Genomic DNA, 22813 nt, shown 5'->3' on the forward strand with positions numbered 1-22813 from the left:
CCTGTGTGACAGTCAGGCGCAAGACGCTGCATGGGGGCAAAGCCATTGTCCTTGTAGGAAATGTTCACGTCGAGACACATTTGGACACTTTCACGAATGCGCGCGAAGGGGTAGGCTGCGCGTTCATTTCGCCAGCACCTCAGAAAATGCTTCAACAATTCCTGCAGGATTTCGGCTACTTTGCCCTTTTTCTAGGCACCTTCTTCGAAGGCGAGACCATCCTGGTGCTTGCAGGGTTTCTTGCGTTTCGCGGCTACATGGACATCAGTCTGGTGGTGGTCGTGGCATTTTTTGGCAGCTACGCCGGCGACCAGCTGTGGTACTTCATGGGCCGCCGTCATGGGCGCAAGATCCTGGCGCGCAAACCCCGTTGGCAAGCCATGGGCGACCGCGCACTGGAGCATATCCGCCGCCACCCGGACATCTGGGTGCTGAGCTTCCGCTTCGTCTACGGCCTGCGCACGGTCATGCCCGTGGCCATCGGCCTGTCCGGCTACCCTCCGCGCCGCTACTTGCTGCTCAACGGTATTGGCGCGGCCGTCTGGGCCTTGGCGCTGGGCGCTGCCGCGTACCACTTTGGCGCCATTCTCGAAGGCATGCTCGGCAATGTGAAGAAATACGAGCTATGGGTGCTCGGCGGCTTGCTGCTGCTTGGTGCCCTGCTGTGGCTGCGCCGGCGCTTTCGCACGATGCGCGCGGAGCGCAAGGCGGCGGCAGAGAGCCAGGCCCCAGAGGCTGAGCAGGCTGTAAAGCACGAGCAAGAGCCAGACCAACGGCGTAACCACCCCTAAGCCCAGCGCGCCAGCCAGATACAGGGCCGGCGCATTCAGCAGCAGGCGTGCCACTTCCAGGCGCCCTGCCCACGGCCGATTCTCCAAGGCCGCACCCAAGGCGAACAACCCCAGCGCCATCACCGACCAGCCCAGCACAAGGGCTGCAGTCGGCACGTGCTCGGCCACATCCATCAAGTAACTGCCCAACGCCACGTAAACGGCGAACTGCAGCACCACGTAAACCTGCGGCGCTCGCCCAAGCGCGATTTCGAATTTGCGGAACTGGGCCAGGTTCTGCTTGGCCTGTGGATAACGTGCGGCCACGTCGGCCGGCCGCCAACCGGTGGGCATGAACCAGATACGCAGCTTGTCCCACAGGCTGCCGGTGTGCCGGGCATCGGCCCAGAGTTGGGCATAGAACTGCAGGTTGGCCCACAGCGGGTTCCAGCTGGCCAGCGGCGTCGTCACACCAAATACCACAGGTTCCGCCGGATCCTCTTCCTTGAACGTACCGAACAGGCGATCCCAGAGAATGAACACACCGCCGTAGTTACGATCCAAGTAAGCAGGATTTTGCGCATGGTGGACGCGATGGTTGGACGGCGTGATCAACACCCATTCGAGCCAGCCCAACTTGGGAATGTGCCGGGTGTGCACCCAGAACTGGTACAGCAGATTGAGCGACGCCACGGTGATGAACACCAGAGGCGGTACACCGATCAGCGCCAGCGGCAGGTAGAAGATCCACGAGAAGATGAAGCCGCTGCTGGTCTGGCGCAGTGCGGTGGTGAGGTTGTATTCCTCGCTCTGGTGGTGCACCGAATGCGCCGCCCACAGCACGTTGCGCTCGTGGCCAAGGCGGTGCAGCCAGTAGTAGCAGAAGTCGTAGAGCACGAAGGCCAGCAGCCACACCCATACGGCCTGCTCCGGCAAATGCAGCAGCGCCAGGTGCTCCCAGGCCAACGCATAGGTCAGCAGCCCTACCCCTTTGGTCAGCAACCCGGTACTGGTGGACAGCACGCCGGTGCTGAGGCTGTTGATCGAGTCGGCCAGGGTGAAATTACGCTGGCCGCGCATGCGGTCGGCGACCAGTTCAACCGCGATCAACACGAAGAAAAATGGCACGGCCAGCAGTATCAGGTCCATGGACAGCAGCCTCGAAGGGTATCCACAGAGATTAGGATGCGCCCCGAGCAATCCCTATGGCCACATCTGCCAAACTAGAGGACATTTAGCGCCTCGACACTGGAGTAATGAGCATGACGAAAAAAGTAGCGGTGATTCTTTCCGGCTGTGGCGTCTATGACGGCGCCGAAATCCATGAAAGCGTGATCACCCTGCTGCGCCTCGACCAGCGCGGCGCACAGGTGCAGTGCTTTGCGCCGAACATCGCGCAGATGCACGTGATCGACCACCTGACGGGTGAAGAAATGCCAGAGTCGCGCAATGTGCTGGTGGAATCGGCGCGTATCGCTCGGGGAGAAGTGAAAGACATTCGTGAAGCCAAGGTCGAAGACTTCGATGCGCTGATCGTGCCGGGCGGTTTTGGCGCGGCGAAGAACCTGTCCAACTTTGCAGTGGAAGGCACTGAGTGCACCGTGCAGCCGGATGTGTTGGCTCTGGCCGAAGCCTTTGCCGAAGCTTGCAAGCCGGTGGGATTGATGTGCATTTCGCCGGCGCTGGCGGCGAAAATCTACGGACCGGGCGTGGTCTGCACCATCGGTACCGATGCCGGCACCGCCGCAGCGGTGGTCAAGATGGGCGGCACCCATGAAGAGTGCGATGTGCATGACATCGTCGAAGATACTCAGCGCAAGTTGGTGACCACCCCGGCGTACATGTCGGCCAAGTCGATCAGCGAGGCGGCTGGCGGGATCTACAAGCTGGTGGACCGGGTGCTGGAACTGACCCACGAAGGCGACTGATCAGCCCTTGCTCAGGCGGGTAAGGATACGGTCCAGCGCATTGGCGAACGCCTGCTTTTCACGTTCGCCATAAGGCGCCTGCCCACCGCCGACCTGCCCCTGCTCGCGCAACTCGGTGAACAGGTTGCGCACGGCCAGGCGCTCGCCCATGTTGCGCTCGTCGAACTCGCGGCCGCGTGGGTCCAAGGCCGCCACACCCTTCTTGATCAGCCGGTCGGCCAGCGGTACGTCGCTGCAGATCACCAGTTCGCCCGGCTCGGCGTGCTCGACCAGGTAATCGTCGGCGGCGTCCATGCCGCTGGGCACCACGATCAGCCGGACCACGGCAAACGCCGGCTTGGCCACGGCCTGGCCGGCGACCATGATCACCTCCAGCTTGCGCTTGAGGGCGAATTTGACGATCAGGTCCTTGGCTGCCTTGGGGCAGGCGTCGGCGTCGATCCATATGCGCATGGGCAATCTCTTCTGTCAGTACTGGCCTCTTCGCGGGGCAAGCCCGCTCCCACAAGGATTGCATAGAACCTTGTGGGAGCGGGCTTGCCCCGCGAAGAGGCCAGCAGCATCAACCTCTAAACCGCAGCCCGCCGCTTCTCGGCCAGGCGACTGCGCCCATACAACACCATAATGGCCAGCAAGGCCACCGCCTGTGCCGTCAGCGAGTACGCATCGGCATGAATCCCCAGCCAGTCGAACTCGAAGAACGCCACCGGCCGTGTACCCAGCACGCCAGCCTCTTGCAGGGCCTTGACGCCATGCCCGGCAAACACCACCGACAGCGCGCACAGCAAGGCGGCGTTGATGGTGAAGAACAGCGACAGCGGCAATTTGGCCGAACCGCGCAGAATCACCCAGGCCAGGCCGACCAACAGCACCAACGCCGTGGCACCACCCGCCAATACCGCTTGATGCCCAGCGGGGCCCGCTTGCAGCCACAGGGTTTCATAGAACAGGATCACTTCGAACAATTCTCGGTACACCGAGAAGAAAGCCAGCATGGCAAAGCCGAAGCGCCCGCCGCCACTGACCAGGCTGCTCTTGATGTAATCCTGCCAGGCTGCGGCATGGCGGCGATCGTGCATCCACACCCCCAGCCACAGCACCATCACCGCCGCGAACAGCGCCGTGCAGCCTTCCAGCAGCTCACGTTGAGCGCCGCCAACATCGATCACATAGGCCGCCAGGGCCCAGGTGGCGAAGCCTGCGACCAGCGCCAGCGCCCAGCCGATATTGACGCTGCGAACTGCCGACTGCTGGCCGGTGTTGCGCAGGAAGGCCAGGATCGCGGCCAGTACCAGAATGGCTTCAAGGCCTTCGCGCAGGAGGATCAACAGGCCGGAGATGTAGCTCAGCGACCAGCTCAGTCCATCGCTGCCCAGCAGTTTGGACGCCTGGTCCAGCTTGGCCTTGGCTTCGGCCAGGCGTTGCTCGGCCTGGGCGACCGGCAAGCCGTCCTGCAGCGACTGACGGTAGGCCATCAGCGATTTTTCGGTGTCTTTGCGCGCCTGGGTGTCGATGTTGTCCAGCGAACTTTCGACCAGCTCGAACCCTTCCAGATAGGCAGCGACTGAAAGGTCGTAAGCCTGGTCGTGGTCGCCTGCGCGATAGGCCGCGAGGCTCTTGTCCAAAGTGCTGGCGGTGTATTCGAGCAGTTGTGCCGGGCCACGCTTGACCTGCGGCGGCTGGGCACGCTGGGCGCGGAAGGCCTCCACGGCGCCAGCGCCTTCGGTGCTGGCGACCTCGGCCGGTGTCTGGCGGGCCAGGTCGGCCAGGTTCCAGGCCTTGTCACCTTTGGCCGCCTGCGGGTCGGCAGTGAAGCTGGCGATATAGGCCGCCACGTCCCAGCGCTGGCGATCATCGAGTTGGTCGGCGAAGGATGGCATTTCGGTGCCATCGATGCCCAGGGCCAGGGTGTTGTAGAGGTCGAACAGGCTCAGCTGGTCGAGGCGCGTTTTGTTGCGCAAGTCGGCTGGAGCAGGCTCCAGGCCAACGCCAGCAGGGCCATCGCCCGCGCCCATGTCACCGTGGCAGATCGAGCAATTCTGCGCATACAACGACGCGCCACGGGCAGGGTCCGGTGTGATCACCGGGGCCTGGCTGACCTCGTAGGCCACTGCCAAGCGCGCGCCTAGCTGGCGGGCCTGTTTGGCGACCGAGGGGCCATCCTGGCGTTGCTCGATGGCCTGGCGCAGTGCTTGAACACCTTGCTCCAGGGCAGTTTGTTCAGCGTTTGCCGGCAGGCCTTTGACCAGGTCGGCCAATACGGCGCTGAACTCTTGTTGCTCACGGTATTCGCCGCTGTCGATGACCTTGCCGTTACTGACGGTTGGCGGGTAGTCGGCACCGATGTAGTCGAGCAAGTGCAGGGCCTTGGTGGCCTCGGCAGGCGCTTCGGCCACGGCCAAGGTGCTGCACAGCGCCAGCACCGGGGCAAGCAACAAAGCCGGCAACCAGGCAAGCAGGCGGGAACGGGTTTTCATGGCCAGTCTCGATGGGGATGCGAAAGAGAACATTGTTCACTTCCACTTTGCTTCGCTCAAGGGTCGTGGGCGGATTTCATGAAAAATCTTGCTACAAATCAGGAGAGCATGGGTTGAGTTTTGCAGCGTTGCGGATATCGAGCGCCGCCCGCGCGGCGCATCGCGGATGAATCCGCTCCTACATTTGTTTCGGGCCAGTCCATCCTGTGAAAGCATCGCTGTGCGCCTTCTTTGTACGACTCGATATCAAGGCGTACAGCCAAGGGCCGCGCGCGAACCCCACAGAAATAATTGGCCCGAAACAGATGTAGGAGCGGATTCATCCGCGATGCGCCGCGCGGGCGGCGCTCGATTTTCGCACCAACACAAAACCTAAGGCATGCACCCAGACGCCAAACCGATCTCAACGCTTGCCACCCTCCTTCCACCCACCACCAAGCGCCAAAAACACCCCAATCTGCCCCACAGCCACCTGGCTATTCGCCGCCGCCAGCTGCGCACGCACATCGGTGTAAGTCCGCGTAGCCTGCAAATCCGCCAGGAACGACTCGCGCCCCGCCTGGTAATACCGGTGCGTCTGATCAGCCGCTTCCTTCGCCGACTGCTCCGCCTCGGCCAGCGCATCACGCCGGTCAAGCAAGGCGCTGTACTGCGCCAACCGAGTCTGGGTCTCGCGAATGGCGTTCAGCACCACCCCATCGAAATGCGCCAGCGCCGCCTGGGTCGAAGCCTCGGCCATGCGAATGCGCGCACGGGTGCCGTTGGTAGGAATGCTCCAGCTGATCTGTGGACCGAAGCCCCAGCGGTTGGTCGCAGGCTCGCCGAGGTTCTCGAGGATGCCGATGGTGCCGACCTGGGCGCCGATGCTGATGTCTGGGTACAGCGCTCCTGTGGCCACACCGATGTTCGCGGTGGCCGCCGCCAGCTGGCGTTCAGCCTGGCGCACGTCGGGGCGACGCTTGAGCAACGCAGCACCGTCGCCAACCGGGACCAGCTGGTTCAGGTGCGGCAACTCGGCGCAATCGGCGGTGCCGGCGGGCAACTTGTCCACAGGCTGGGCGAGCAGCGCCGCCAGGGTGTACAGCCCGGTTTCGCGCTCGGCCTTGAAGCGCGGCAGTTCGGCGCGCAACGACTTGAACTGGGTCTGCGAACGGGTGACCTGGGTTTCGTCACCGCGTCCAGCATCGCGCAGGCGCTGATTGAGCTGCACGCTCTGCTGCTGCAGATCGAGCGACTCACGGGCGATGTGATATTCCTCGTTGGCCGAGCACACCTGGGTGTAAGCCTTGACCACATCCGCCACCAAGGTGATGCGCGCGGTGTCGGCAGCGGCCTGCACGGCGTCGGCATTGGCCTTGGCGGCTTCGGTGCCGCGCTTGAAGGTGCCCCACAGGTCGAACTGATACGAAGCGCTGATGATCGCTTCGCCGATGTTGGCAACGGGCACCTTCTCGGTCAGCAGAAAGGCTTCACCGGACTCCTGCAAGCGCTGCGCGCCCGCTTTGACGCCGCCACTGAAACCGCCCTGGGATTCGGCCACCTCGACCTGCGCACGGGCCTTGGCGATGTTGGCCGCCGCCACGCGCAGCTCGGTGTTGGCGCTCAACGCCTGGCGTACCAACGCGTTGAGACGTTGATCCTGGTACAGCTGCCACCAGTCCTCGGGCACCGGCGCCGATACAACGCTGTCGGCGTCCTGACGCAGCGGGCCGTTGAGGTCGCTGCGCTGCACGGCGGCGTCCTTGGGCACGTCATAGTCCGGACCGACCATCATGCAGGCCCCCAACGACAGGCAGACGCCAGCCAGGATCAGCTGCTTCATGGCTGCTGGCCCTCGATGATCGACACCGTGGCGGTACGCCCGGCGATCATGCGGAAGTCTGCCGGCACTTCGTCGAAGGCGATGCGCACCGGGATCCGCTGGGCCAGGCGCACCCAGCTGAACGCCGGATTGACGTTGGGCAACAGGTTGGCGCCGCTGCTGCGGTCACGGTCTTCGATACCGGCGGCAAAGCTCTGCACATGGCCGCGCAGGCGGGTGTTGTCGCCCATCACGCGGATGTCCACGGCGTCGCCGATGTGGATGCCGCCCAGCTTGGTTTCTTCGAAATAGCCATCGACGTGATACGAAGCACTGTCGACCACCGACAGCACCGGGCGGCCAGCAGTGACGAATTCGTGGTTACGCGGGGCGCGGTCGTTGAGGTAGCCGTCCACCGGGCTGCGCACCACTGAACGGTCGAGGTTGAGCTGGGCAGTGTCGACCGCGACCTGAGCCTCGCTGACCGCCGAACGCGCGCGCGCTTCGCGGGACTGGCTCTCTTCCAGTTGCTCGGCCGCCACCAGGTTGCCCAGCTTGCGGTTGCGCCGTGCTTCACGGGAAGCCTGGGCCAGGGTTTCCTGACGCTCGCCGAGAGTCGCCTTGGCCTGGCGCAGCGCCAGGCTGAAGCGGTCCTGGTCGATGGTGAACAGCACATCGCCGCGCTTGACGGTCTGGTTGTCGCGCACCTCGACTTTCTGAATCAGGCCGGACACGTCCGGGGCAATCTGGATGACATCGGCACGGATGTGGCCGTCGCGGGTCCAGGGGGCGAACAGGTAGTACACCACCATCTGCCACACGAGCACGGCGGCGAAGGTCACTACCAGCAAGGTCAGGACCACACGGCCCAGGGTCAGCAAAGGTTTTTTCATGGCAGCATCAGGCTTCGGCAAAAATGGTCCACCGCGCCAAGCAGCACGGCATATAAAGCAACGTTGAACAGCGCCCGGTGCCAGACCAGGCGGTAGAAATGCACCCGCACCAGCACCGCGTGCACCCCAAGGAACAGCAGGTAGGTGCCAAGCATCATCACCAGCAGCGTGGGCAGGAATACCCCGCTGATATCCAGTTCACCGATCACAGGGGCGCTCCATCCAGCCCAGGGGGCAGTTGCGGTTGTTCGGCTGGCTCGAGCATCACCTCGACGCCCGGCAGCAGCGCCAGGCGCAGGCCGCTCAGGGCGTGCAGCAGGTGGGTGCGGGCGTCGCCGCGTTCGTACAGTTCATCCAGATTCAGCGCCAGGCGCGCCCGTTCCATGTTGCGCAGCAGGGCTGCGGGGGCATGCAGGCGTTCGCCGGCGCGCAGGCAGGCGGCGTAATGGCCGCCGACGTCCTCGATCACCGTTTGCAGGCGCTCGCGGGCCTGGTTGCCGGCTCGTGGCAGGTGGGCCAGCAGGTCGAGCAGGTTCAGGCCCACGCGCAGGTCGCGCAGGGCCACGCCGCTGTCCTGGCCGGTCTGCGACAGGCGCGGCAGGTGCTGCATCAGGCGGTCGAGCATTTGCACGCCGACCTGGCGGTGTTCGGCCAGGGTCGCTGGTTCGGTCATCTCGACGATGTCGCGCCACAGGAAGCGGGTCATGCGTTTGGCCGCCAGTTCGACGCCGAACGGGCGCATCACCAGAGTCCAGATGAAGGCGAACAGCAGCCCCACCGGGCCGGCCAGGTTGGAGTTGAGGAAGGTGAAGAAGTCGGCGTCGTAAGCGCCCTGGATGCTGATGAAGGTCGAGGTGTTGACGATGGTCAGCAAGGTGCCCAGGTAGAAGCGCGGCTGCACGGTCAGGGTGCCGACGCAGATGAACGGCACGGCGAAGGCCAGCACCAGCATCGGGAAGTCGTGCAGGTTAGGCAGTACCAGGAACAGGTACAGGCTGGAGAAGATCACCGACATCAACGTCCAGAAGAAGAATCGGTAGATCTGCGGTGCGGGGTCGTCCATCGCCGCGAAGAAGCTGCACGACACGGCGGCGAGGATCACCGCGCTGGCCCCGTCGTTCCAGCCAAGGCCGATCCACAGGCCGCAGGCGACGATGATCGCCAGCACGGTGGACGCTACCGAGTAGAGCATCAGCCCACGGTCGAAGAAGGGGGTCAGGCGGCCCAGACGCCAGTGGCGGTACACCGCACGCCAGGGCTTGGGATCGTCATTGCGCAAGGCATGTTGCAGGGTGCAGCAGTCCTGCCAGAGATCGGCCCATTCGGCCAGGCGGTAAAGCGCGTTGGACAGCAGCAGTTCAGCGCGCTGATCGAGGGCGGCAGCGCCGGGTTGCAGGCGATCGATCTGCTCGTGCAGGTGGGTCCAGCGTGCTACCGAAGCACTTTCGGCGGTGCCCTTGAGCCACTCGCGGGCGGCAGCCAGCACGGGTTGCAACTGGGCGAACTGGGCAGGCGCGCGGCCTTCGAGCGCCACCAGGGCGTCGTCAAGGGCATCAATCACCGGCAACAGGTGGATCATCCGTCCGCGCAGTTCGCGGGCGTTCTTCAGGGTGTGCGGGCCGGCGCCCTCGTGGCCGAGCTGGCCAATCATCAGTTCCAGCGAGTTGAACGTGGCGACCATCGCACCGCGCATGCCGCCCACCTTGTCAGCGGCCACATCGCGGGCAAGGTAGGTGTCGCTGTAGCGGATCGCTTCGCTGAACCAGCTGCCGGTCGCGCCAACCACCACCGGCGCCAGGCGCCGCGGCCAGAAAATCGCTCCGACCACTGCGGCGCAGACGATCCCCAGGCAGATTTCCTGCGCGCGGGAAGAGGCCACATCGAACACCGCCAGCGGATTGTCGACCACTGCCAGGGCGATCATCGGCAGGGTGTAGCCGGCCAGCATCAGCACATAGTTGTTGGCTGTGCGCAGGTTTAGCGACAGGTACAGCAAGGTCCCCGTCCACAGCGCGATGGCCACCGTCAGCAACAAGGGTGACTGCACCAGCGGCGGCACCAGGAAGATGGCCCCACCGGCCCCCAGCAGCGTACCCACCGCGCGATACAGCGCCTTGGAGCTGGTTGGCCCGACAAACGGGCTGGAGACGATGTACACGGTCGCCATCGCCCAGTACGGGCGCGGCAGCTGCATCAGCAGGGCGATGTACAGCGCGATCATCGACGCGGCGAAGGTACGCACGCCGTAGAACCAGTCGCGGGCCGGTGGTACCGAGCTGAAGAAGCCGTTCATGCCACCCCGCCAGAGTTGCCCAGGCCGGCGGCCTCGAAGGCGCGCAGCACACGCAAGGCGGCTTGCAGGTCGGCCTCGTCGATACCCTGCAACACGTCGTGGCGCACACGCACAAGCTCGGCTTCGATGGCTTCGGCCAGGGCACGGCCTTCGGCGGTCAGGCTCAGGGCCTTGGCCCGGCGGTCCAGCGGGTCCTCGCTGCGGCACACCAGGCCGGCCTTGCACAGCTGGTCGAGCAGGCGCACCAGCGACGGGCTTTCCAGGCCAGCGGCTTGGGCCACGGCGACCTGGTGCACACCATCGCCCAGGCGCACGATCATCAGCAAGGGTGCGGCGCAGGCCTCGGAGATACCGTAGCTGGTCAAGGCCGTGTGGCAGATGCGCCGCCAATGGCGCGCCGCAACGACCATGCCGCTGCTGACTTGCAGGCGCAGGGAATCAAGCGTCATGTAAGGAACCAAGGATATTCATAGTTTGCTAACTATCAATATACGCCTGGCCCTCCCCCTGTCGTCAACCGGGGGTGACGAGGGGTCTGGATGAAATGTTGTTCATTCAAGGCTGAGGTTGTCAGTGCCGGCCCTTTCGCGGGGCAAGCCCGCTCCCACAAAGTCCTGCGCCATAGCTGAATTTGTGGGAACGGGCTTGCCCCGCGAAAGGGCCGGAACAAGCGACACAAGGCTCAGGGCTGAACCTGATCCTCAAGCTTCATCGCCAACGCCAGTGTGCTGCCCATCTGCACCGCCCTGTCGCGCCAATCCAGATACCGCGCGCCGTCACGTCGGCTGAAATGCACCGCCAGCTCCTCGGCCGCCTGCATCACCCCGGTGGCTGCCGCCAACTCCAACCAGTAGAGGGCCGCCCTGATATCCGCCTGCACATGCAAACCATGTAACAACCGATAACCCACTTCGAAACGGCAACGCGCCTCTCCCCGCTCGGCACCTCTTAGAAACCACTGATACGCCTGGACCAGATCCACCTGCCAGCCCAGTTCGGCATCGCAGACCTCTTCTTCGTAGAGGTCACCGAGCGCGGCCGCAGCGTGCAGCATGCCGCGCTCAAAGGCCTGGCGATAACATTCCGCAGCTTGTACATAGGACGTATCGACACCTTTGCCAAAGTAGTGCTGCTGCCCCAGGTTGAACCAGGCCGCCGCATTGCCCTGCAGCGCCGCCATTCGCAGCAGATGCCCGGCCAGCACGGTATCCGCGCGCCAGTACTTGCCATTGAGCCAGATCCAGCCGAGGTCGTTGAGCGCAGCCACATTGCCGGCCAGCGCTTGCTGGCGCAGGTCGGCATACACCGCCTGCAGGTCCGCCGCTTCGTCCAGGCGGTTGACCAGCAGTGCGCGCTGGCTCGGCAACCCGATCCCGGCGAACAGCCGCTGCCGCCTCCCCGCAGGTGTCGGGGCGGGAGTGACCTGCTCTGGCAGAAGGCGGGCGAGCAGCGAATGGATATTGCTGACAGCAGACATGTTCATCCTCATTGAACGACCCACAGGCCCGACCTCGGCTGTGATGAGGCGTGATTTTGCGCGACGTCACGTCAAAACCTGTCGCGAACGAACCGGCGCAAGGCAACCAAATGGCGGAACCTTGATCTGAGGGAGTCGTGGCTAATTGCCATGACCTGCTCATGCCGCCATCCTGTTGCGGCAAGCCTAGACAAGGACGTTACCTTTTGCCGTTCGCCACCACCCGCGCCACCCTCAGCCGTCAGTGGGCGCTGCTGCGCCAGCTCCCCAGCCGCTCGCCGGGCACCACCAGCGCCGAGCTGGTGTGGCGTCTGCGTGATGTGGGCTTCAATGTCAGCAAACGCACGGTGGAACGCGATCTCAACGAGTTGTCGTTGATCTTTCCGCTGGAGCGTAACGACAAGAGCATTCCGTTTGGCTGGCACTGGTCGGCGAATGTCGTGGGGGAGTTGCGCGGGAATTTCGATCTGCTGGGCTATTTGCGTGGTGAAGCGCAACAGCCGGCACCGGGTGATGGGCTGGAGCTGCAGGCCTGGGTCAGTGACGCCGTGGTGCGGCAGCTGCGTGATGCGCCGTTGAGCGCGGACATGCAGCTGATGGCCCTGGAGCAAGGGCACCGGTTGCGGGCCACGGTGGAAGACGGCTGGGCGCTGCGCTGGTGGGTGCTGAGCCAGGGGGATGGGGTGATGGTGGAGCAACCCGCCAGATTGCGTGACGAGATTGCCAATACCCTGGCCAGTGCGGCTGCCCAGTACAAAATTACCGCTGCATGCCCCAGCGCCGAACAGTGAGCCGCTCCAGCGTATTGAACACCAACCCCTCGACCAACAACCCGATCAGGATCACCACAGCCAGGCCCGCAAACACCTTGTCGGTATACAGCTCGTTACGGTTCTGGAAGATGTACCACCCCAGCCCGCCCTTGCCGCTGCTGGCGCCGAACACCAGTTCGGCGGCGATCAGCGTGCGCCAGGCGAACGCCCAGCCAATCTTCAACCCAGAAAGAATCGACGGCAGGGCCGCCGGCACCAGGATATGCAGTACCAGCCGCAGCCCCTTCAGGCCATAGTTGCGCCCGGCCATGCGCAGGGTCTCCGAGACCCCGAGAAAACCCGCGTAGGTGTTCAGCGCCAACGCCCAGAGCACCGAATGCACCAGCACGAAAATCAAGCTGTTGTCGCCCAATCCGAACCACAACAAGGCCAACGGCAGCAGGGCAATCGCTGGCAGCGGGTTGAACATCGAGGTCAGCGTGCCCAGCAAATCGCGCCCGAGCTGGGTCGACACGGCCAGGCTGGTCAGGCCGAACGCCAGGACGATACCCAGCAGGTAACCCTTGAGCAGGATCACCAGCGACACGCCGACCTTGGCCGGCAGTTCGCCGCTGGCCAGGCCCTCCCACAGTGCGGCCGCAGTCTGCAGGAACGTTGGCAGCAGCAGGTCGTTGTTCTGGTAGCGGGCGATGGCTTCCCACAACACGGCGATTACCACGAGGATCACCGCCTTGCGCAACCAGCCCTGGTGCCACAGGCGCTGGGCCAGCGGCAGGTTGCGTTCTACAGGCACACTGAGCAGCGGCTCCAGCTGCACCTCGTATTCCTGACGTACAGGTGTAGTGGTCATGGCTGAAGCTCCTGTCAGTAGGCGATGCGGATGTCGTTGAAGCCCAGGTCGTCGGGCTGTTCGAGGGCTTCGGCCTCGTCGAACAGCAAGCGGTGGATGCGCCGCGCGCTGGCCTGGAAGTCACTGGCGCCGAGGCTGCCAAGGTCGTATTGATGGCTGTGCACCTCGGCCCGTACCCGCCCTGGGTGGGGCGACAGCAGCAGGATGCGGTTACCGACTATCAGCGCCTCTTCGATGGAATGGGTGACGAACAGCAAGGTAAAGCGCACCTCTTCCCACAGCAGCAGCAGTTCTTCCTGCATCTTGCGACGAGTCAGTGCATCGAGCGCGGCGAACGGTTCGTCCATCAGCAGAATCTTCGGTTGCGTGGCCAGAGCCCGGGCGATTGCCACACGTGCTTTCATGCCGCCCGAGAGGGTGTGCGGGTAAGCGTCGGCAAAGCTCGCCAGGCCGACCTTCTCCAGGTAGTGCAAGGCTCGCTCTTCGGCCTCGGCGCGCTTGAGCTGGCCGGACACCAGCAATGGGAACATGACGTTCTGTTTCACCGTTTTCCACGGCGGCAGCTGGTCGAACTCCTGGAACACCACGATGCGATCGGGGCCCGGGCCTTTGACCGGCTGGCCCTGCAGCAGGATCTGCCCTTCCTGCGGGCTGATGAATCCGGCCACGGCCTTGAGCAGGGTGGACTTGCCGCAGCCCGAGGGCCCCAGCAAGACAAAACGGTCGGCACGGTCGACTTCGAAGCTGACCTGGTGAGTGGCCCGCACCACGCGCTGCGCGGTGCGGTATTCGAGGCTGAGGTTGTCCACTTCGAGCAACGGCGGAGTCGCGACACGGCTCAGGTTGCTGGCCGTGTGGCCTGGCAATGGGGCGGTCATGGTCGGTCAGCTCCCTTGCAGCGGGCGTTCATCCTGGAAGAAGTAGTCCTTCCACGATTCCGGCTTATGCTTGATGGCGCCCACTCGGTAGAGGAAGTCGGCCAGTTTGTAGGTGTTCTTCGGCGTGACGGTGAATTCGTACTGCGGGTTGTCGATCAGCTTGATCAGCGCGTCGCGGTCGATCTTGGCCTTGGTCACGCGGATGTAGGTGTCGGCAGCGGCCGCCTTGTCTTTCTGGGCAAAGTCCGCGGCTTCTGCCAGCGCATCGACGAAGGCCTTGTAGGTCTTGGGGTTGTCGTTGCGGAATTTCTCGGTGGCGAACAGCAGGGTGGGCGAATTGGGGCCCAGCAGGTCGTAGCTGTTGAGCACCACGTGCACGTCCTTGTTGGCCAGCGCCTGGTCCTGGAACGGCGGGTTGGAGAAGTGCCCATTGAGTTCGGTGCCTCCGGCCAGCAAGGCAGCGGTGGCATCCGGATGCGGTACCGCCAGGGTGTACTTGTCGAGGCGGTTGTACTCCTTGTCGCCCCATTGCTGCGCAGCGGCGTACTGCAGGAACCGCGATTGCACCGAGACACCCACGGCCGGCAAGGCGATGCGGTCATTCTCGGAGATGTCGGCGATGGTTTTCACGTTCGGGTTGCTGCTGACCAGGTAGTACGGGAAGTTGCCCAGCGAGGCCACGGCCTTGACGTTTTGCCTGCCCTTTGTGCGATCCCACACGGTAAGCAGCGGGCCGACACCGGCCCCGGCAATGTCTACCGAACCGGAGAGCAGCGCGTCGTTGATCGCGGCGCCACCGGACAGCTGGGCCCAGTCGACTTTGATGTCGAGGCCCTGTTCCTTGCCGTGCTTCTCGATCAGCTGCTGGTCGCGCACCACGTTGAGCAGCAGGTAAACGATGCCGAACTGCTCGGCAATGCGAATCTCGCCTTCGGCATGGGCCACGGCGGGGGCAGCGAGGCTGCCGATGACCAGGCTTGCGCCCAGGCCGATGCTGGCCGCCAGGCGGCTGATGGATTTGCGCATGATGGTGTCCTCAGTCGTCAGAACGGGGCGTCGCCCTGGATGGTGGTACGGAACAATTTGCGCCGCAGGTGCGCAGGGCAGCCGGTGGCCAGGTGGATCAGCGAGCGGTTGTCCCAGAACACCAGGTCGTGGGGCTGCCATTGGTGGCGGTAGATGTTCTGTTCGAGCACGCTCAGGGCATACAGCTGCTGCAGCACGTCGCGGCTTTCATCATCCGGCAGGCCGACGATGCGGGTGGTGAAGCCTTCGCTGACGAACAGTGCCTTGCGGCCGTTTTCCGGGTGGGTACGCACCACCGGGTGGATGACTTCCCTGACCTGCGCCAGCTGCTCGGCGGTGAGGGTCGGGCGCCAGTTGCCTTCGAACTTGGTCTCGGCGTAGCGGGCGGTGTAGGAATGGGCGGCACTGCGGTTTTCGACCACCTTGCGCAACACATCGGGCACCGCGTCCCAGGCCTTGTGCATGTCGGCGAACAGGGTGTCGCCGCCTTCGCTGGGCAGCTCCTGGGCATGCAGCATGGAGCCAAGGCTGGGCAACTCTTTGTACGACAGGTCGGAATGCCAGAACTTGCCGGCATCACCCAGGCCGATGTTCTGGCCGTTCTCGATGATGTTGGAGACGATCAGGATTTCCGGGTGGCCGGCGAGCAAGAACTGCTTGAGCACGTGAATCTGCAGCTCACCGAAGCGGCGACTGAAGCTGATCTGTTGTTCAGGGCTGATGCGCTGGTCGCGGAACACCAGCACATGGTGGTCGAGGTGGGCGCGATGGATACGCTGGAAATCCTCGGCGCTGACCAGTTTGGTGAGGTCCAGGCCAATGATCTCGGCACCGACGGAACCGGAGAACGGGCGGATTTCGAAAGTTTGCGGCAGGGCGCTGTCGATGGACGACAAGGCGTTCGAGACGGCGGACATGTTTCACTCCCACGCAGTGCGCGACTTCAATGGCGCGCAACGATCAGAAACGCACGGGGATTTCCCGTGTGGGTTCAAGTCGTGCGGCGCATCGATTGGTCGACGGGTACGCAGCGGGGTGACTATAAAGTCATAAGAATAATAATTTAAATATCTTTGTGGAATAAAGATATGAAAAGGGCTTGCTGCACATTTTTGTGGGAGCGGCTTCAGCCGCGAAGCAAGCGCCGCGGGCTCTGACATCGGCTTCGCCGATGTTCGCGGCTGAAGCCGCTCCTACACGAGGTCCTCTGCCAAAGCGTGGATACGTCAACGCTCGCGCAGAGCTTCCGAGCGGGCTTTCATGATCGGCTTGAGCAGGTAGCTCATGATGGTTTTCTTGCCGGTCATGATATCCACCGTGGCCACCATGCCGGGGATGATCAGCAAGGGTTTCTCGTCGGTCCCAAGGTGGCTCTTGTCGGTACGCAGTTTGATCAGGTAGTAGGTGGTCTTCTTGTCTTCGTCTGTGATGGTGTCAGCACCGATCTGCTCCAACTTGGCTTTCAGCCCGCCGTAGATGGTGTAGTCATAAGCAGTGAACTTGACCGTCGCCTCCTGGCCAGGGTGCAGGAAAGCGATGTCCTTGGGCAGGATCTTGGCCTCGACCACCAGGGAGTCGTCCAACGGGACGATTTCGATGATGTCGCTGCCCGGTTGGATCACGCCACCCACGGTGTTGACCAGCAGCTGCTTGACGATACCGCGCACCGGGGATGTGACCATGGTGCGGTTGACCCGGTCATCCAGCGCCTTGCCCGTGGCGGTCGCCTTGTTCAGCTCGGTGCGGGCTTCGTTGAGCTGGGTCAGCGCCTCGCTGCGGAACTTGCCGCGGGTTTCTTCGATCTTGCTCTGCACTTCCTTGATGGCCGCTTCGGCCCGGGGAATGGCCAAGGCGGTGGAGTCCATCTGGCCGCGGTTTTCCACCTCGGCACGGCGCAGGCGCAGCACCTCCACCTGGGAAATCGCGCCCTGGGCCACCAATGGCTCAGACATGGCGATTTCCTGTCGCAGCAGCTGCAGGCTGTTGGCGTACTGCGCGCGCTTGGAGGTAAATTCACGAAGTTCTTGCTGTTTCTGCACCAGTTGCTGTTCGAGGCCGCTGATCTCGTCCTGCAATTGCTGGCGCCGGCTCTGGTACAGCGACTGCTCGCTGGCGGCTTGATTGGGTGCGGCCTTGCGCAGCTCTTCGTCGATTTGCAGCGGCTTGTCATCCACTTCGGCGCTCAGGCGCTGCACACGCAGGGCCATGGCCAGGCGGTCGGCCTCGGTCTCACCGACATTGGAAGCGAAGCGGGTTTCATCCAGGCGCAACAATGGCTGGCCCACTTCGACGATTTGCCCTTCCTTGGCGTAGATCTGGGCGACGATGCCGCCTTCCAGGTTCTGGATTTTCTGCACCTTGGAGGACGGGATAGCCTTGCCTTCGCCGCGGGTGACTTCATCGATCGGCGCCACGCTGGCCCAGATGATCATCACCAGGAAGAACGCGATGATGCCCCAGATGGTCAGGCGCACGATGCGCGGTGCGTCTTCGATCAGCGCCTTGTTGACTTCAGGCAGCGGCTGCCCGGCCAGCGACTCGGAGCCCTTGAAGTAGCGGCGCAGATTGTCCTTGAAACGCCCCATATCCAGCTTATGCAACACTGATCTGCCCCTTCTTCAGCGCTTCCATGACGGCGGCTTTCGGGCCATCCGCGACGATCTGCCCACGGTCGATGACGATCAACCGGTCCACCAGCGACAACAGCGACGCGCGGTGGGTCACCAGCAACACGGTCTTGCCTTCGATCACCGCGCTCAGGCGCTGCTTGAGGCGCTCTTCGCCGGTGTTGTCCATGGCGCTGGTCGGCTCGTCGAGCAGCAGGATCTGTGGGTTGAGCAGCAGCGCGCGGGCCAGGGCGACGTTCTGCCGCTGGCCGCCGGACAGGTTCTGGCCGCGCTCGCCGACCTGCAGTTCGTAGCCGTCGGGATGCAGGCGGGCGAATTCATGCACGCCGGCCAGCTCGGCGGCCTGCAGGATCAGCTCGTCCTCGATATAGCGGGCGCCACTGACCAGGTTGTCGCGCAGGGTGCCGGCCAGCAGCTGGATGTCCTGGGGCACGTAGCCGATGTTGTGGCGCAGCTCGCTGACGTCGATCTGGCGGATGTCCACGCCATCGACCAGCAAGGAGCCGTTATCCGGTTCGTACAGGCCGACGATAAGTTTGGCCAGCGAGCTCTTGCCCGAGCCGCTGCGGCCGATGATGCCGATCTTCTCGCCGGGGCGGATATTCAGGTTGATGCCCTTGAGCGCCTGATTCTGCTGGTTCGGGTAGGTGAACTCGACACCGCGGAATTCGACTGCGCCCTGCAGCACCTGGCGGCTGAGCGGGCGCTCCTCGAAGTTGCGCTCCTGGGGCAGCTCCATCATCTGGTCGGTGGCGACCATGGTCACCTTGGCCTGCTGGTAGCGGGCCAGCAGCCCGTTCAGCGAACCCAGCGGGCCCAGCGCGCGGCCGCTGAGCATGTAGCAGGCCACCAGGCCGCCCATGCTCAGGTTGCCGTCGATGATCAGGTACACGCCGACGCAGATCATCGCCACGCCCGCCAGCTGCTGGATCAGCATGGTGATGTTCATGGCCAGGCTCGACAGCACCTTGACCCGCAGCTCCAGGCGGCTGAGGGTGCCAAGGGTCTGCTCCCACATGTACTGGCGCTCGCTCTCGGCGTTGTTGACCTTGACCCCGTCCAGCCCGGCCAGGGTTTCGATCAGGCTCGACTGACGCTCCGAGGCGAGCGCCATGGTGCGTTCCATGGTCGCCATCAACGGCTTCTGCAAGGCATAGCCGATGCCCAGGGCCAGCGGGAAGGCAAGGATCGGAATCCACACCAGGTGCCCGCCGATGATGGCGATGACCAGCAGGATCAGCAGAGTGAACGGCAGGTCGATCAGGGTGGTCAGGGTGAGCGAGGCGAGGAAGTCGCGCAGGCCCTGGAATTCATGAATGTTCTGGGCAAAGCTGCCGACCCGCGCAGGGCGATACTTCATCGACATGCCGACGATCCGCTCGAACAGCGTCGCCGAAATGATCAGGTCGGTCTTCTTGCCGGCAAGGTCCAGACATAGGCCGCGCAGCCCTTTGAGAATCAGGTCGAACACGTAGGCGAAGCCGATACCGGCGGCCAGCACCCAGAGCGTCGAGGTGGCCTGGTTGGGCACCACGCGGTCGTACACGTTCATCACGAACAGCGGCGCGGCCAGGGCAATCAGGTTGATCACCAGGCTGGCGGCGATGGCATCGATGTACAGCCACTTGCTGCGCAACAACGTATCGCGGAACCAGGATTTCGCCCGTGGGATCAAGTTGCCGTGATTGACGTCGTACTTGTGCTGCGGTTGGGCGAAGAACACCTTGCCGCTGTAGTCGTCCTGCAGTGCCTCGCGGCTGACCAGCACTTCACCACCGTCGCTCTCGCTGAGCAGCAGGCGAGCGGTGTCGCCATTCTCCCAGCCCACCAGGATGGCGCTGCGGCCATCCTTGAGCAGCAGCATGGCTGGCATGGCGATGCTCGGAATCTGCTCCAGCTTGCGCTGCAACAGGCGCCCCTGCAAACCAGCCCGTGCAGCTGCACGTGGCAGCAGCTCAGCGTTGAGACGCTGCGCCGGCAGCGGCAGGCCGGTGGTCAGCATGGCCCGGCTGGCGGGCTTCTGGTGCAGGACACACAGGGTCAACAGACTGTCCAGCAAGGGATCGTCATGCTGACTGCGTGGATCGTGGCTGAGTTGGACTCGACTGACTTCGGATTCCACGCGGCGCTCTCTTCATCCTTGCGGGTAGATGGATCGGGTGCGCCTCAGTTCATGCCTGGCAGGTTCACCCGTGGTTTCAGATCATTCTGCACAACGGTGGCCATCGGCGCTACGACGCCCTGGCTCTTGAGCAGTTGCCCAATGGTCGCCTTGATTCGGTACTGAGTAAACAATTGTATGTTCTTCACTTCTACCAGACGACGCTGGGCGGTGAAGGTTTCATTCTCGCTGTCGAGCAGGTCGAGCAGGGTCCGTTCACCGAGGCTGAACTGCTGCTGGTAGGCGCTGCGCACTCGGTTGCTGTGGTCGACGTACTGCTGGGCGATCGGCACCTGGAGGTTGGCATTTTCTTGCGCATTCCAGGCCAGGCCCAACTCTTCGTTGAGCTGGCGCAGGGCATTGTTGCGAATATCCAGCGCCTGATTGGCCAAGTAGGACTTGGCTTCCAGGTCGGCCTTGTTGCTGCCGCCGGCATACAGGTTGAAGTTCATGCGCAGCATCGCCTGCCACTCGTTGTTGTGGCCAACGGTGCCGTCTATGTTGTTATCGGCCGTTCGTCCGAGTTCTGCATCGAAGCGCGGATAGAAAGTGGACTTCGCAGCGTCGTACTGCTTTTCTGCGGCGGCGATGTCCGACTCGGCCGAGCGCAGTACCGGGCTGCTTTCTATCATCTGCACGCGAGCTTCTTCCAGAGAGGCCGGCAGCAGGTCGATGAAAGGCGCGGGTGCACTCAGCTCTTCCGGCAGTTGCCCCACCACGCTCAGGTAGTTGGTGTTGGCGTCGGCCAGGTTGGTCTGTTCGGTGATCAGGTTGTTGCGGGCCTGGGCCAGACGCGCTTCGGCCTGATCGAGGTCGGCCAGGCGGCCAACGCCGCGGTTGGTGCGCAGGGTGATTTGATCGAGGATGCGTTCGTGATTGCGCAGGTTTTCCTGGGCCAGCCGCACCATTTCCCGGCGCGTGAGCACATCCAGGTAAACCTGGGCCACGTCCAGCGCTGTGCGCTCGGAGGTGCCCATCAGCGAATAAGCGCGGGCATTGGCGGTGGCTTGTTGACGGCCTACCTCGCTGGAGGTGGCAAAACCGTCAAAAACCATTTGACGGAGTCGGATTGCTGACTCGCCACGGTCGAGGCTCTCCCAGCGGTTGCCGGTACTTGGACTGTCGGTGCCTTCGCGGCCATAGCCGGCGGTCACATCGACCCGCGGCAAATAGCCGCCCTTGGCCGCCCGCAGTTGATAGTCCGCAGCGACCCGAGCGTTGACCCCGGCCTGAATTTCCGGGTGCACCTCGAGGGCTTTCTGCATGGCTTCGGGCAAGGTTTGTGCTTGTACGAAAGAGGCGGCAAAGGCGAATGGAAGAGCGGTAAACAGTGACGCACGCATTTTTTACGGATCCCCGAGGGCGCTGTTGTCCTGAAGCACGGCCGGAGCGGTTCAGGTCTTAAAAAATGACAACCTGACATGACCGATGAGCAGACTTCCGAAGGGGCACTGGTATTAGTACTAAAGGAAGGGATGGCAAACGTTCAAATATCAATGTGACATTACCAAGCCGATTGTTTAGGATGGCGGTAATAAGGTCAATAGTTTGGCATAAAGTAAATAGCCAACAGTTATAGACGGAATTTTGACGTCAAATACGTCAGAAACATTATTTACACAATTCCACCTGCAGCGGCTCACTGACACCGCTCGGCGCATGGAAGAAGATCACATCGGGTAACCCGGAGAGTCTAATGAGCAGCGTTGTAGCCATCGTAAAAAGCATTGTTGGCCAAGTCATCGCAGTATCCCCAGAAGGCATCCGGCGCGTATTGATCGAAGGCGATCGCCTGCTGGCCGGTGAAGAAGTACTCACCGGCCCGGGCGGCGCCGTTACCCTTGAGCTGGCCGATGGCCGCCTGCTCGACCTTGGCCGCGACACCCAGTGGAGCGCCGATGCGCCCGACAGCAGCACCGACCTGAGCCAGGCCACTGCACAGGCAGCGCCGTCGGTGGAAGAACTGCAGCAGGCGATCGCTTCGGGTGTCGACCCGACCACCGAGCTGGAAGCGCCGGCAGCTGGTGCCTCGGCCGGTGGCGGAGGCGCTGCGGGTGGTGGCCATAGCTTCGTGATGCTCGACGCAACGGCGGGCAGTGTGGACCCGACCATCGGCTTCCCAACCGAGGGCCTGGGTTTTGCAGCCGAACTGAACAATGAAGAGCTCGGCGGGCTGGATACGGACACCAGCAACACGGCGACAACGGCAGCGGTCGCCACCGGGCTGACCCTCAGCGCCACCCCTTCCATTTCCGAAGCGGGTGGCGTAATCGTCTATACCGCGACCGTGGGCCAGGCCCCCACCACGAACCTGACCGTTACCCTGTCGAATGGCGCTGTCATCGTCATCCCTGCAGGCCAGAACACCGGCAGCGTCAACGTTACGATTCCAGCGAACGATACGCCCTACATCGACGCAGGCCAAATCACCACCACGGTGACCGGCACCACGGGCGGCAACGGGATTATCGTGACCGTTCCGCAAACACCGGCGGTGACCCAGGTTACCGACACCGTCGACACTACCTCTGCGACCCTCACCGCGTCTCCAAGCGTGACCGAGGGCGGGGTGATCACCTATACCGTGACGCTGAGCAACCCAGCTCAGACGCCGGTGACCGTGACCCTTTCGAATGGCCAGACCGTTACCGTCGAAGCCGGTCAGTCCACTGGCAGCGTTAACTTCCAGACGCCGGCCAATGATGTCTACAACAATGGTTCCACGGTCAGCACGACTATTACGGGCGCCACTGGCGGCAACTTTGAGCAGCTGACGCCGAACCCGGCGCCTGCCCAGACCGTCATTTCGGATTCGGTCGATACCACTACCGCGACCCTCACTGCCTCGCCTAGCGTGAC

19 protein-coding genes and 1 pseudogene are annotated in these 22813 nt (G+C 63.3%); 4 read left to right on the forward strand and 16 right to left on the reverse strand.

Annotated features, from left to right (window positions below):
* Positions 1 to 146: 146 nt before the first annotated feature.
* Complete coding sequence (locus ACIPZF_RS23875) at positions 147 to 791, forward strand: DedA family protein (protein ID WP_400803973.1); 645 nt, start codon at positions 147 to 149, stop codon at positions 789 to 791.
* Between the two features lie 501 nt (positions 792 to 1292).
* Here the strand turns inward: ACIPZF_RS23875 and ACIPZF_RS23880 are convergent.
* A pseudogene (locus tag ACIPZF_RS23880) lies at positions 1293 to 1919 on the reverse strand (sterol desaturase family protein); the annotation flags it as partial.
* Positions 1920 to 2032: 113 nt separating this feature from the next.
* On the opposite strand from ACIPZF_RS23880, the gene elbB reads away from it, so the two are divergent.
* Positions 2033 to 2698 carry an isoprenoid biosynthesis glyoxalase ElbB gene (gene elbB, locus ACIPZF_RS23885; protein ID WP_400803976.1) on the forward strand — a complete coding sequence of 222 codons (666 nt, stop codon included), beginning with the start codon at positions 2033 to 2035 and terminating at the stop codon, positions 2696 to 2698.
* On the opposite strand, the gene ACIPZF_RS23890 is transcribed toward elbB, so the two are convergent.
* From ACIPZF_RS23890 to ACIPZF_RS23925, 8 genes are all read right to left on the reverse strand, one after another.
* A complete protein-coding gene (locus ACIPZF_RS23890) occupies positions 2699 to 3151 on the reverse strand; it encodes a YaiI/YqxD family protein (protein WP_400803978.1) in 453 nt (150 codons plus the stop codon).
* Positions 3152 to 3267: 116 nt separating this feature from the next.
* Positions 3268 to 5208, reverse strand: a complete 1941-nt coding sequence (locus tag ACIPZF_RS23895; RefSeq protein ID WP_400803980.1) for an FTR1 family protein — start codon at positions 5206 to 5208, stop codon at positions 3268 to 3270.
* 370 nt (positions 5209 to 5578) lie between these two features.
* Positions 5579 to 6997, reverse strand: coding sequence for an efflux transporter outer membrane subunit (locus ACIPZF_RS23900; protein WP_400803983.1), 1419 nt, complete (start codon positions 6995 to 6997; stop codon positions 5579 to 5581).
* Positions 6994 to 7869 (reverse strand): efflux RND transporter periplasmic adaptor subunit, encoded by an 876-nt coding sequence (locus ACIPZF_RS23905; RefSeq protein WP_400803985.1) that lies wholly within the window; start codon positions 7867 to 7869, stop codon positions 6994 to 6996. Before ACIPZF_RS23905 ends, ACIPZF_RS23900 begins: the two co-directional genes overlap by 4 nt.
* The gene (locus tag ACIPZF_RS23910) at positions 7866 to 8078 is read right to left on the reverse strand and encodes a DUF1656 domain-containing protein (RefSeq protein ID WP_400803986.1); all 213 of its coding nucleotides are present in this window, start codon (positions 8076 to 8078) and stop codon (positions 7866 to 7868) included. Before ACIPZF_RS23910 ends, ACIPZF_RS23905 begins: the two co-directional genes overlap by 4 nt.
* Complete coding sequence (locus ACIPZF_RS23915; RefSeq protein ID WP_400803988.1) at positions 8075 to 10162, reverse strand: FUSC family protein; 2088 nt, start codon at positions 10160 to 10162, stop codon at positions 8075 to 8077. The genes ACIPZF_RS23910 and ACIPZF_RS23915 overlap by 4 nt, the downstream gene beginning before the upstream one ends.
* A complete protein-coding gene (locus ACIPZF_RS23920) occupies positions 10159 to 10611 on the reverse strand; it encodes a MarR family winged helix-turn-helix transcriptional regulator (RefSeq protein ID WP_400803989.1) in 453 nt (150 codons plus the stop codon). The genes ACIPZF_RS23915 and ACIPZF_RS23920 overlap by 4 nt, the downstream gene beginning before the upstream one ends.
* A 233-nt stretch (positions 10612 to 10844) precedes the next feature.
* A complete protein-coding gene (locus tag ACIPZF_RS23925) occupies positions 10845 to 11639 on the reverse strand; it encodes a tetratricopeptide repeat protein (RefSeq protein WP_400803991.1) in 795 nt (264 codons plus the stop codon).
* A gap of 206 nt (positions 11640 to 11845) precedes the next feature.
* Here ACIPZF_RS23925 and ACIPZF_RS23930 point away from each other — a divergent pair, with 206 nt between their 5' ends.
* Positions 11846 to 12430 carry a WYL domain-containing protein gene (locus ACIPZF_RS23930; RefSeq protein WP_400803994.1) on the forward strand — a complete coding sequence of 195 codons (585 nt, stop codon included), beginning with the start codon at positions 11846 to 11848 and terminating at the stop codon, positions 12428 to 12430.
* On the opposite strand, the gene ACIPZF_RS23935 is transcribed toward ACIPZF_RS23930, so the two are convergent.
* From ACIPZF_RS23935 to ACIPZF_RS23965, 7 genes are all read right to left on the reverse strand, one after another.
* Positions 12399 to 13262: an ABC transporter permease gene (locus ACIPZF_RS23935; protein ID WP_400803996.1), complete on the reverse strand. Its 864-nt coding sequence runs from the start codon at positions 13260 to 13262 to the stop codon at positions 12399 to 12401. The two genes, ACIPZF_RS23930 and ACIPZF_RS23935, sit on opposite strands and share 32 nt — an antisense overlap.
* A gap of 14 nt (positions 13263 to 13276) precedes the next feature.
* Entirely contained in the window at positions 13277 to 14140 is an 864-nt protein-coding gene (locus tag ACIPZF_RS23940; RefSeq protein ID WP_400803998.1) for an ABC transporter ATP-binding protein, read from the reverse strand.
* Between the two features lie 6 nt (positions 14141 to 14146).
* Positions 14147 to 15166, reverse strand: coding sequence for an ABC transporter substrate-binding protein (locus ACIPZF_RS23945; protein ID WP_400804001.1), 1020 nt, complete (start codon positions 15164 to 15166; stop codon positions 14147 to 14149).
* 17 nt (positions 15167 to 15183) lie between these two features.
* Positions 15184 to 16083 (reverse strand): TauD/TfdA dioxygenase family protein, encoded by a 900-nt coding sequence (locus ACIPZF_RS23950; protein WP_400804003.1) that lies wholly within the window; start codon positions 16081 to 16083, stop codon positions 15184 to 15186.
* 309 nt (positions 16084 to 16392) lie between these two features.
* Positions 16393 to 17751, reverse strand: a complete 1359-nt coding sequence (locus ACIPZF_RS23955; RefSeq protein WP_400804015.1) for an HlyD family type I secretion periplasmic adaptor subunit — start codon at positions 17749 to 17751, stop codon at positions 16393 to 16395.
* A 7-nt stretch (positions 17752 to 17758) separates the two neighbouring features.
* Entirely contained in the window at positions 17759 to 19915 is a 2157-nt protein-coding gene (locus tag ACIPZF_RS23960; protein ID WP_400804004.1) for a type I secretion system permease/ATPase, read from the reverse strand.
* A 44-nt stretch (positions 19916 to 19959) separates the two neighbouring features.
* Positions 19960 to 21297, reverse strand: coding sequence for a TolC family outer membrane protein (locus ACIPZF_RS23965; RefSeq protein WP_400804007.1), 1338 nt, complete (start codon positions 21295 to 21297; stop codon positions 19960 to 19962).
* A 353-nt stretch (positions 21298 to 21650) separates the two neighbouring features.
* Between ACIPZF_RS23965 and ACIPZF_RS23970 the strand changes: the two genes are divergently transcribed.
* On the forward strand, positions 21651 to 22813 hold a 1163-nt coding region (locus ACIPZF_RS23970), incomplete at its 3' end, for a retention module-containing protein (protein WP_400804008.1).

It is taken from the genome of Pseudomonas sp. NPDC089752 (genome assembly GCF_044748725.1).
Classification (GTDB): Bacteria; Pseudomonadota; Gammaproteobacteria; order Pseudomonadales; family Pseudomonadaceae; genus Aquipseudomonas.

Coding starts and splice junctions, on each gene's coding strand:
- ACIPZF_RS23875 (WP_400803973.1), top strand. CDS start 147: ATGCTTCAACAATTCCTGCAGGATTTCGGCTACTTTGCCCTTTTTCTA.
- elbB (WP_400803976.1), top strand. CDS start 2,033: ATGACGAAAAAAGTAGCGGTGATTCTTTCCGGCTGTGGCGTCTATGAC.
- ACIPZF_RS23890 (WP_400803978.1), bottom strand. CDS start 3,151: ATGCGCATATGGATCGACGCCGACGCCTGCCCCAAGGCAGCCAAGGAC.
- ACIPZF_RS23895 (WP_400803980.1), bottom strand. CDS start 5,208: ATGTTCTCTTTCGCATCCCCATCGAGACTGGCCATGAAAACCCGTTCC.
- ACIPZF_RS23900 (WP_400803983.1), bottom strand. CDS start 6,997: ATGAAGCAGCTGATCCTGGCTGGCGTCTGCCTGTCGTTGGGGGCCTGC.
- ACIPZF_RS23905 (WP_400803985.1), bottom strand. CDS start 7,869: ATGAAAAAACCTTTGCTGACCCTGGGCCGTGTGGTCCTGACCTTGCTG.
- ACIPZF_RS23915 (WP_400803988.1), bottom strand. CDS start 10,162: ATGAACGGCTTCTTCAGCTCGGTACCACCGGCCCGCGACTGGTTCTAC.
- ACIPZF_RS23920 (WP_400803989.1), bottom strand. CDS start 10,611: ATGACGCTTGATTCCCTGCGCCTGCAAGTCAGCAGCGGCATGGTCGTT.
- ACIPZF_RS23925 (WP_400803991.1), bottom strand. CDS start 11,639: ATGTCTGCTGTCAGCAATATCCATTCGCTGCTCGCCCGCCTTCTGCCA.
- ACIPZF_RS23935 (WP_400803996.1), bottom strand. CDS start 13,262: ATGACCACTACACCTGTACGTCAGGAATACGAGGTGCAGCTGGAGCCG.
- ACIPZF_RS23940 (WP_400803998.1), bottom strand. CDS start 14,140: ATGACCGCCCCATTGCCAGGCCACACGGCCAGCAACCTGAGCCGTGTC.
- ACIPZF_RS23945 (WP_400804001.1), bottom strand. CDS start 15,166: ATGCGCAAATCCATCAGCCGCCTGGCGGCCAGCATCGGCCTGGGCGCA.
- ACIPZF_RS23950 (WP_400804003.1), bottom strand. CDS start 16,083: ATGTCCGCCGTCTCGAACGCCTTGTCGTCCATCGACAGCGCCCTGCCG.
- ACIPZF_RS23955 (WP_400804015.1), bottom strand. CDS start 17,751: ATGGGGCGTTTCAAGGACAATCTGCGCCGCTACTTCAAGGGCTCCGAG.
- ACIPZF_RS23965 (WP_400804007.1), bottom strand. CDS start 21,297: ATGCGTGCGTCACTGTTTACCGCTCTTCCATTCGCCTTTGCCGCCTCT.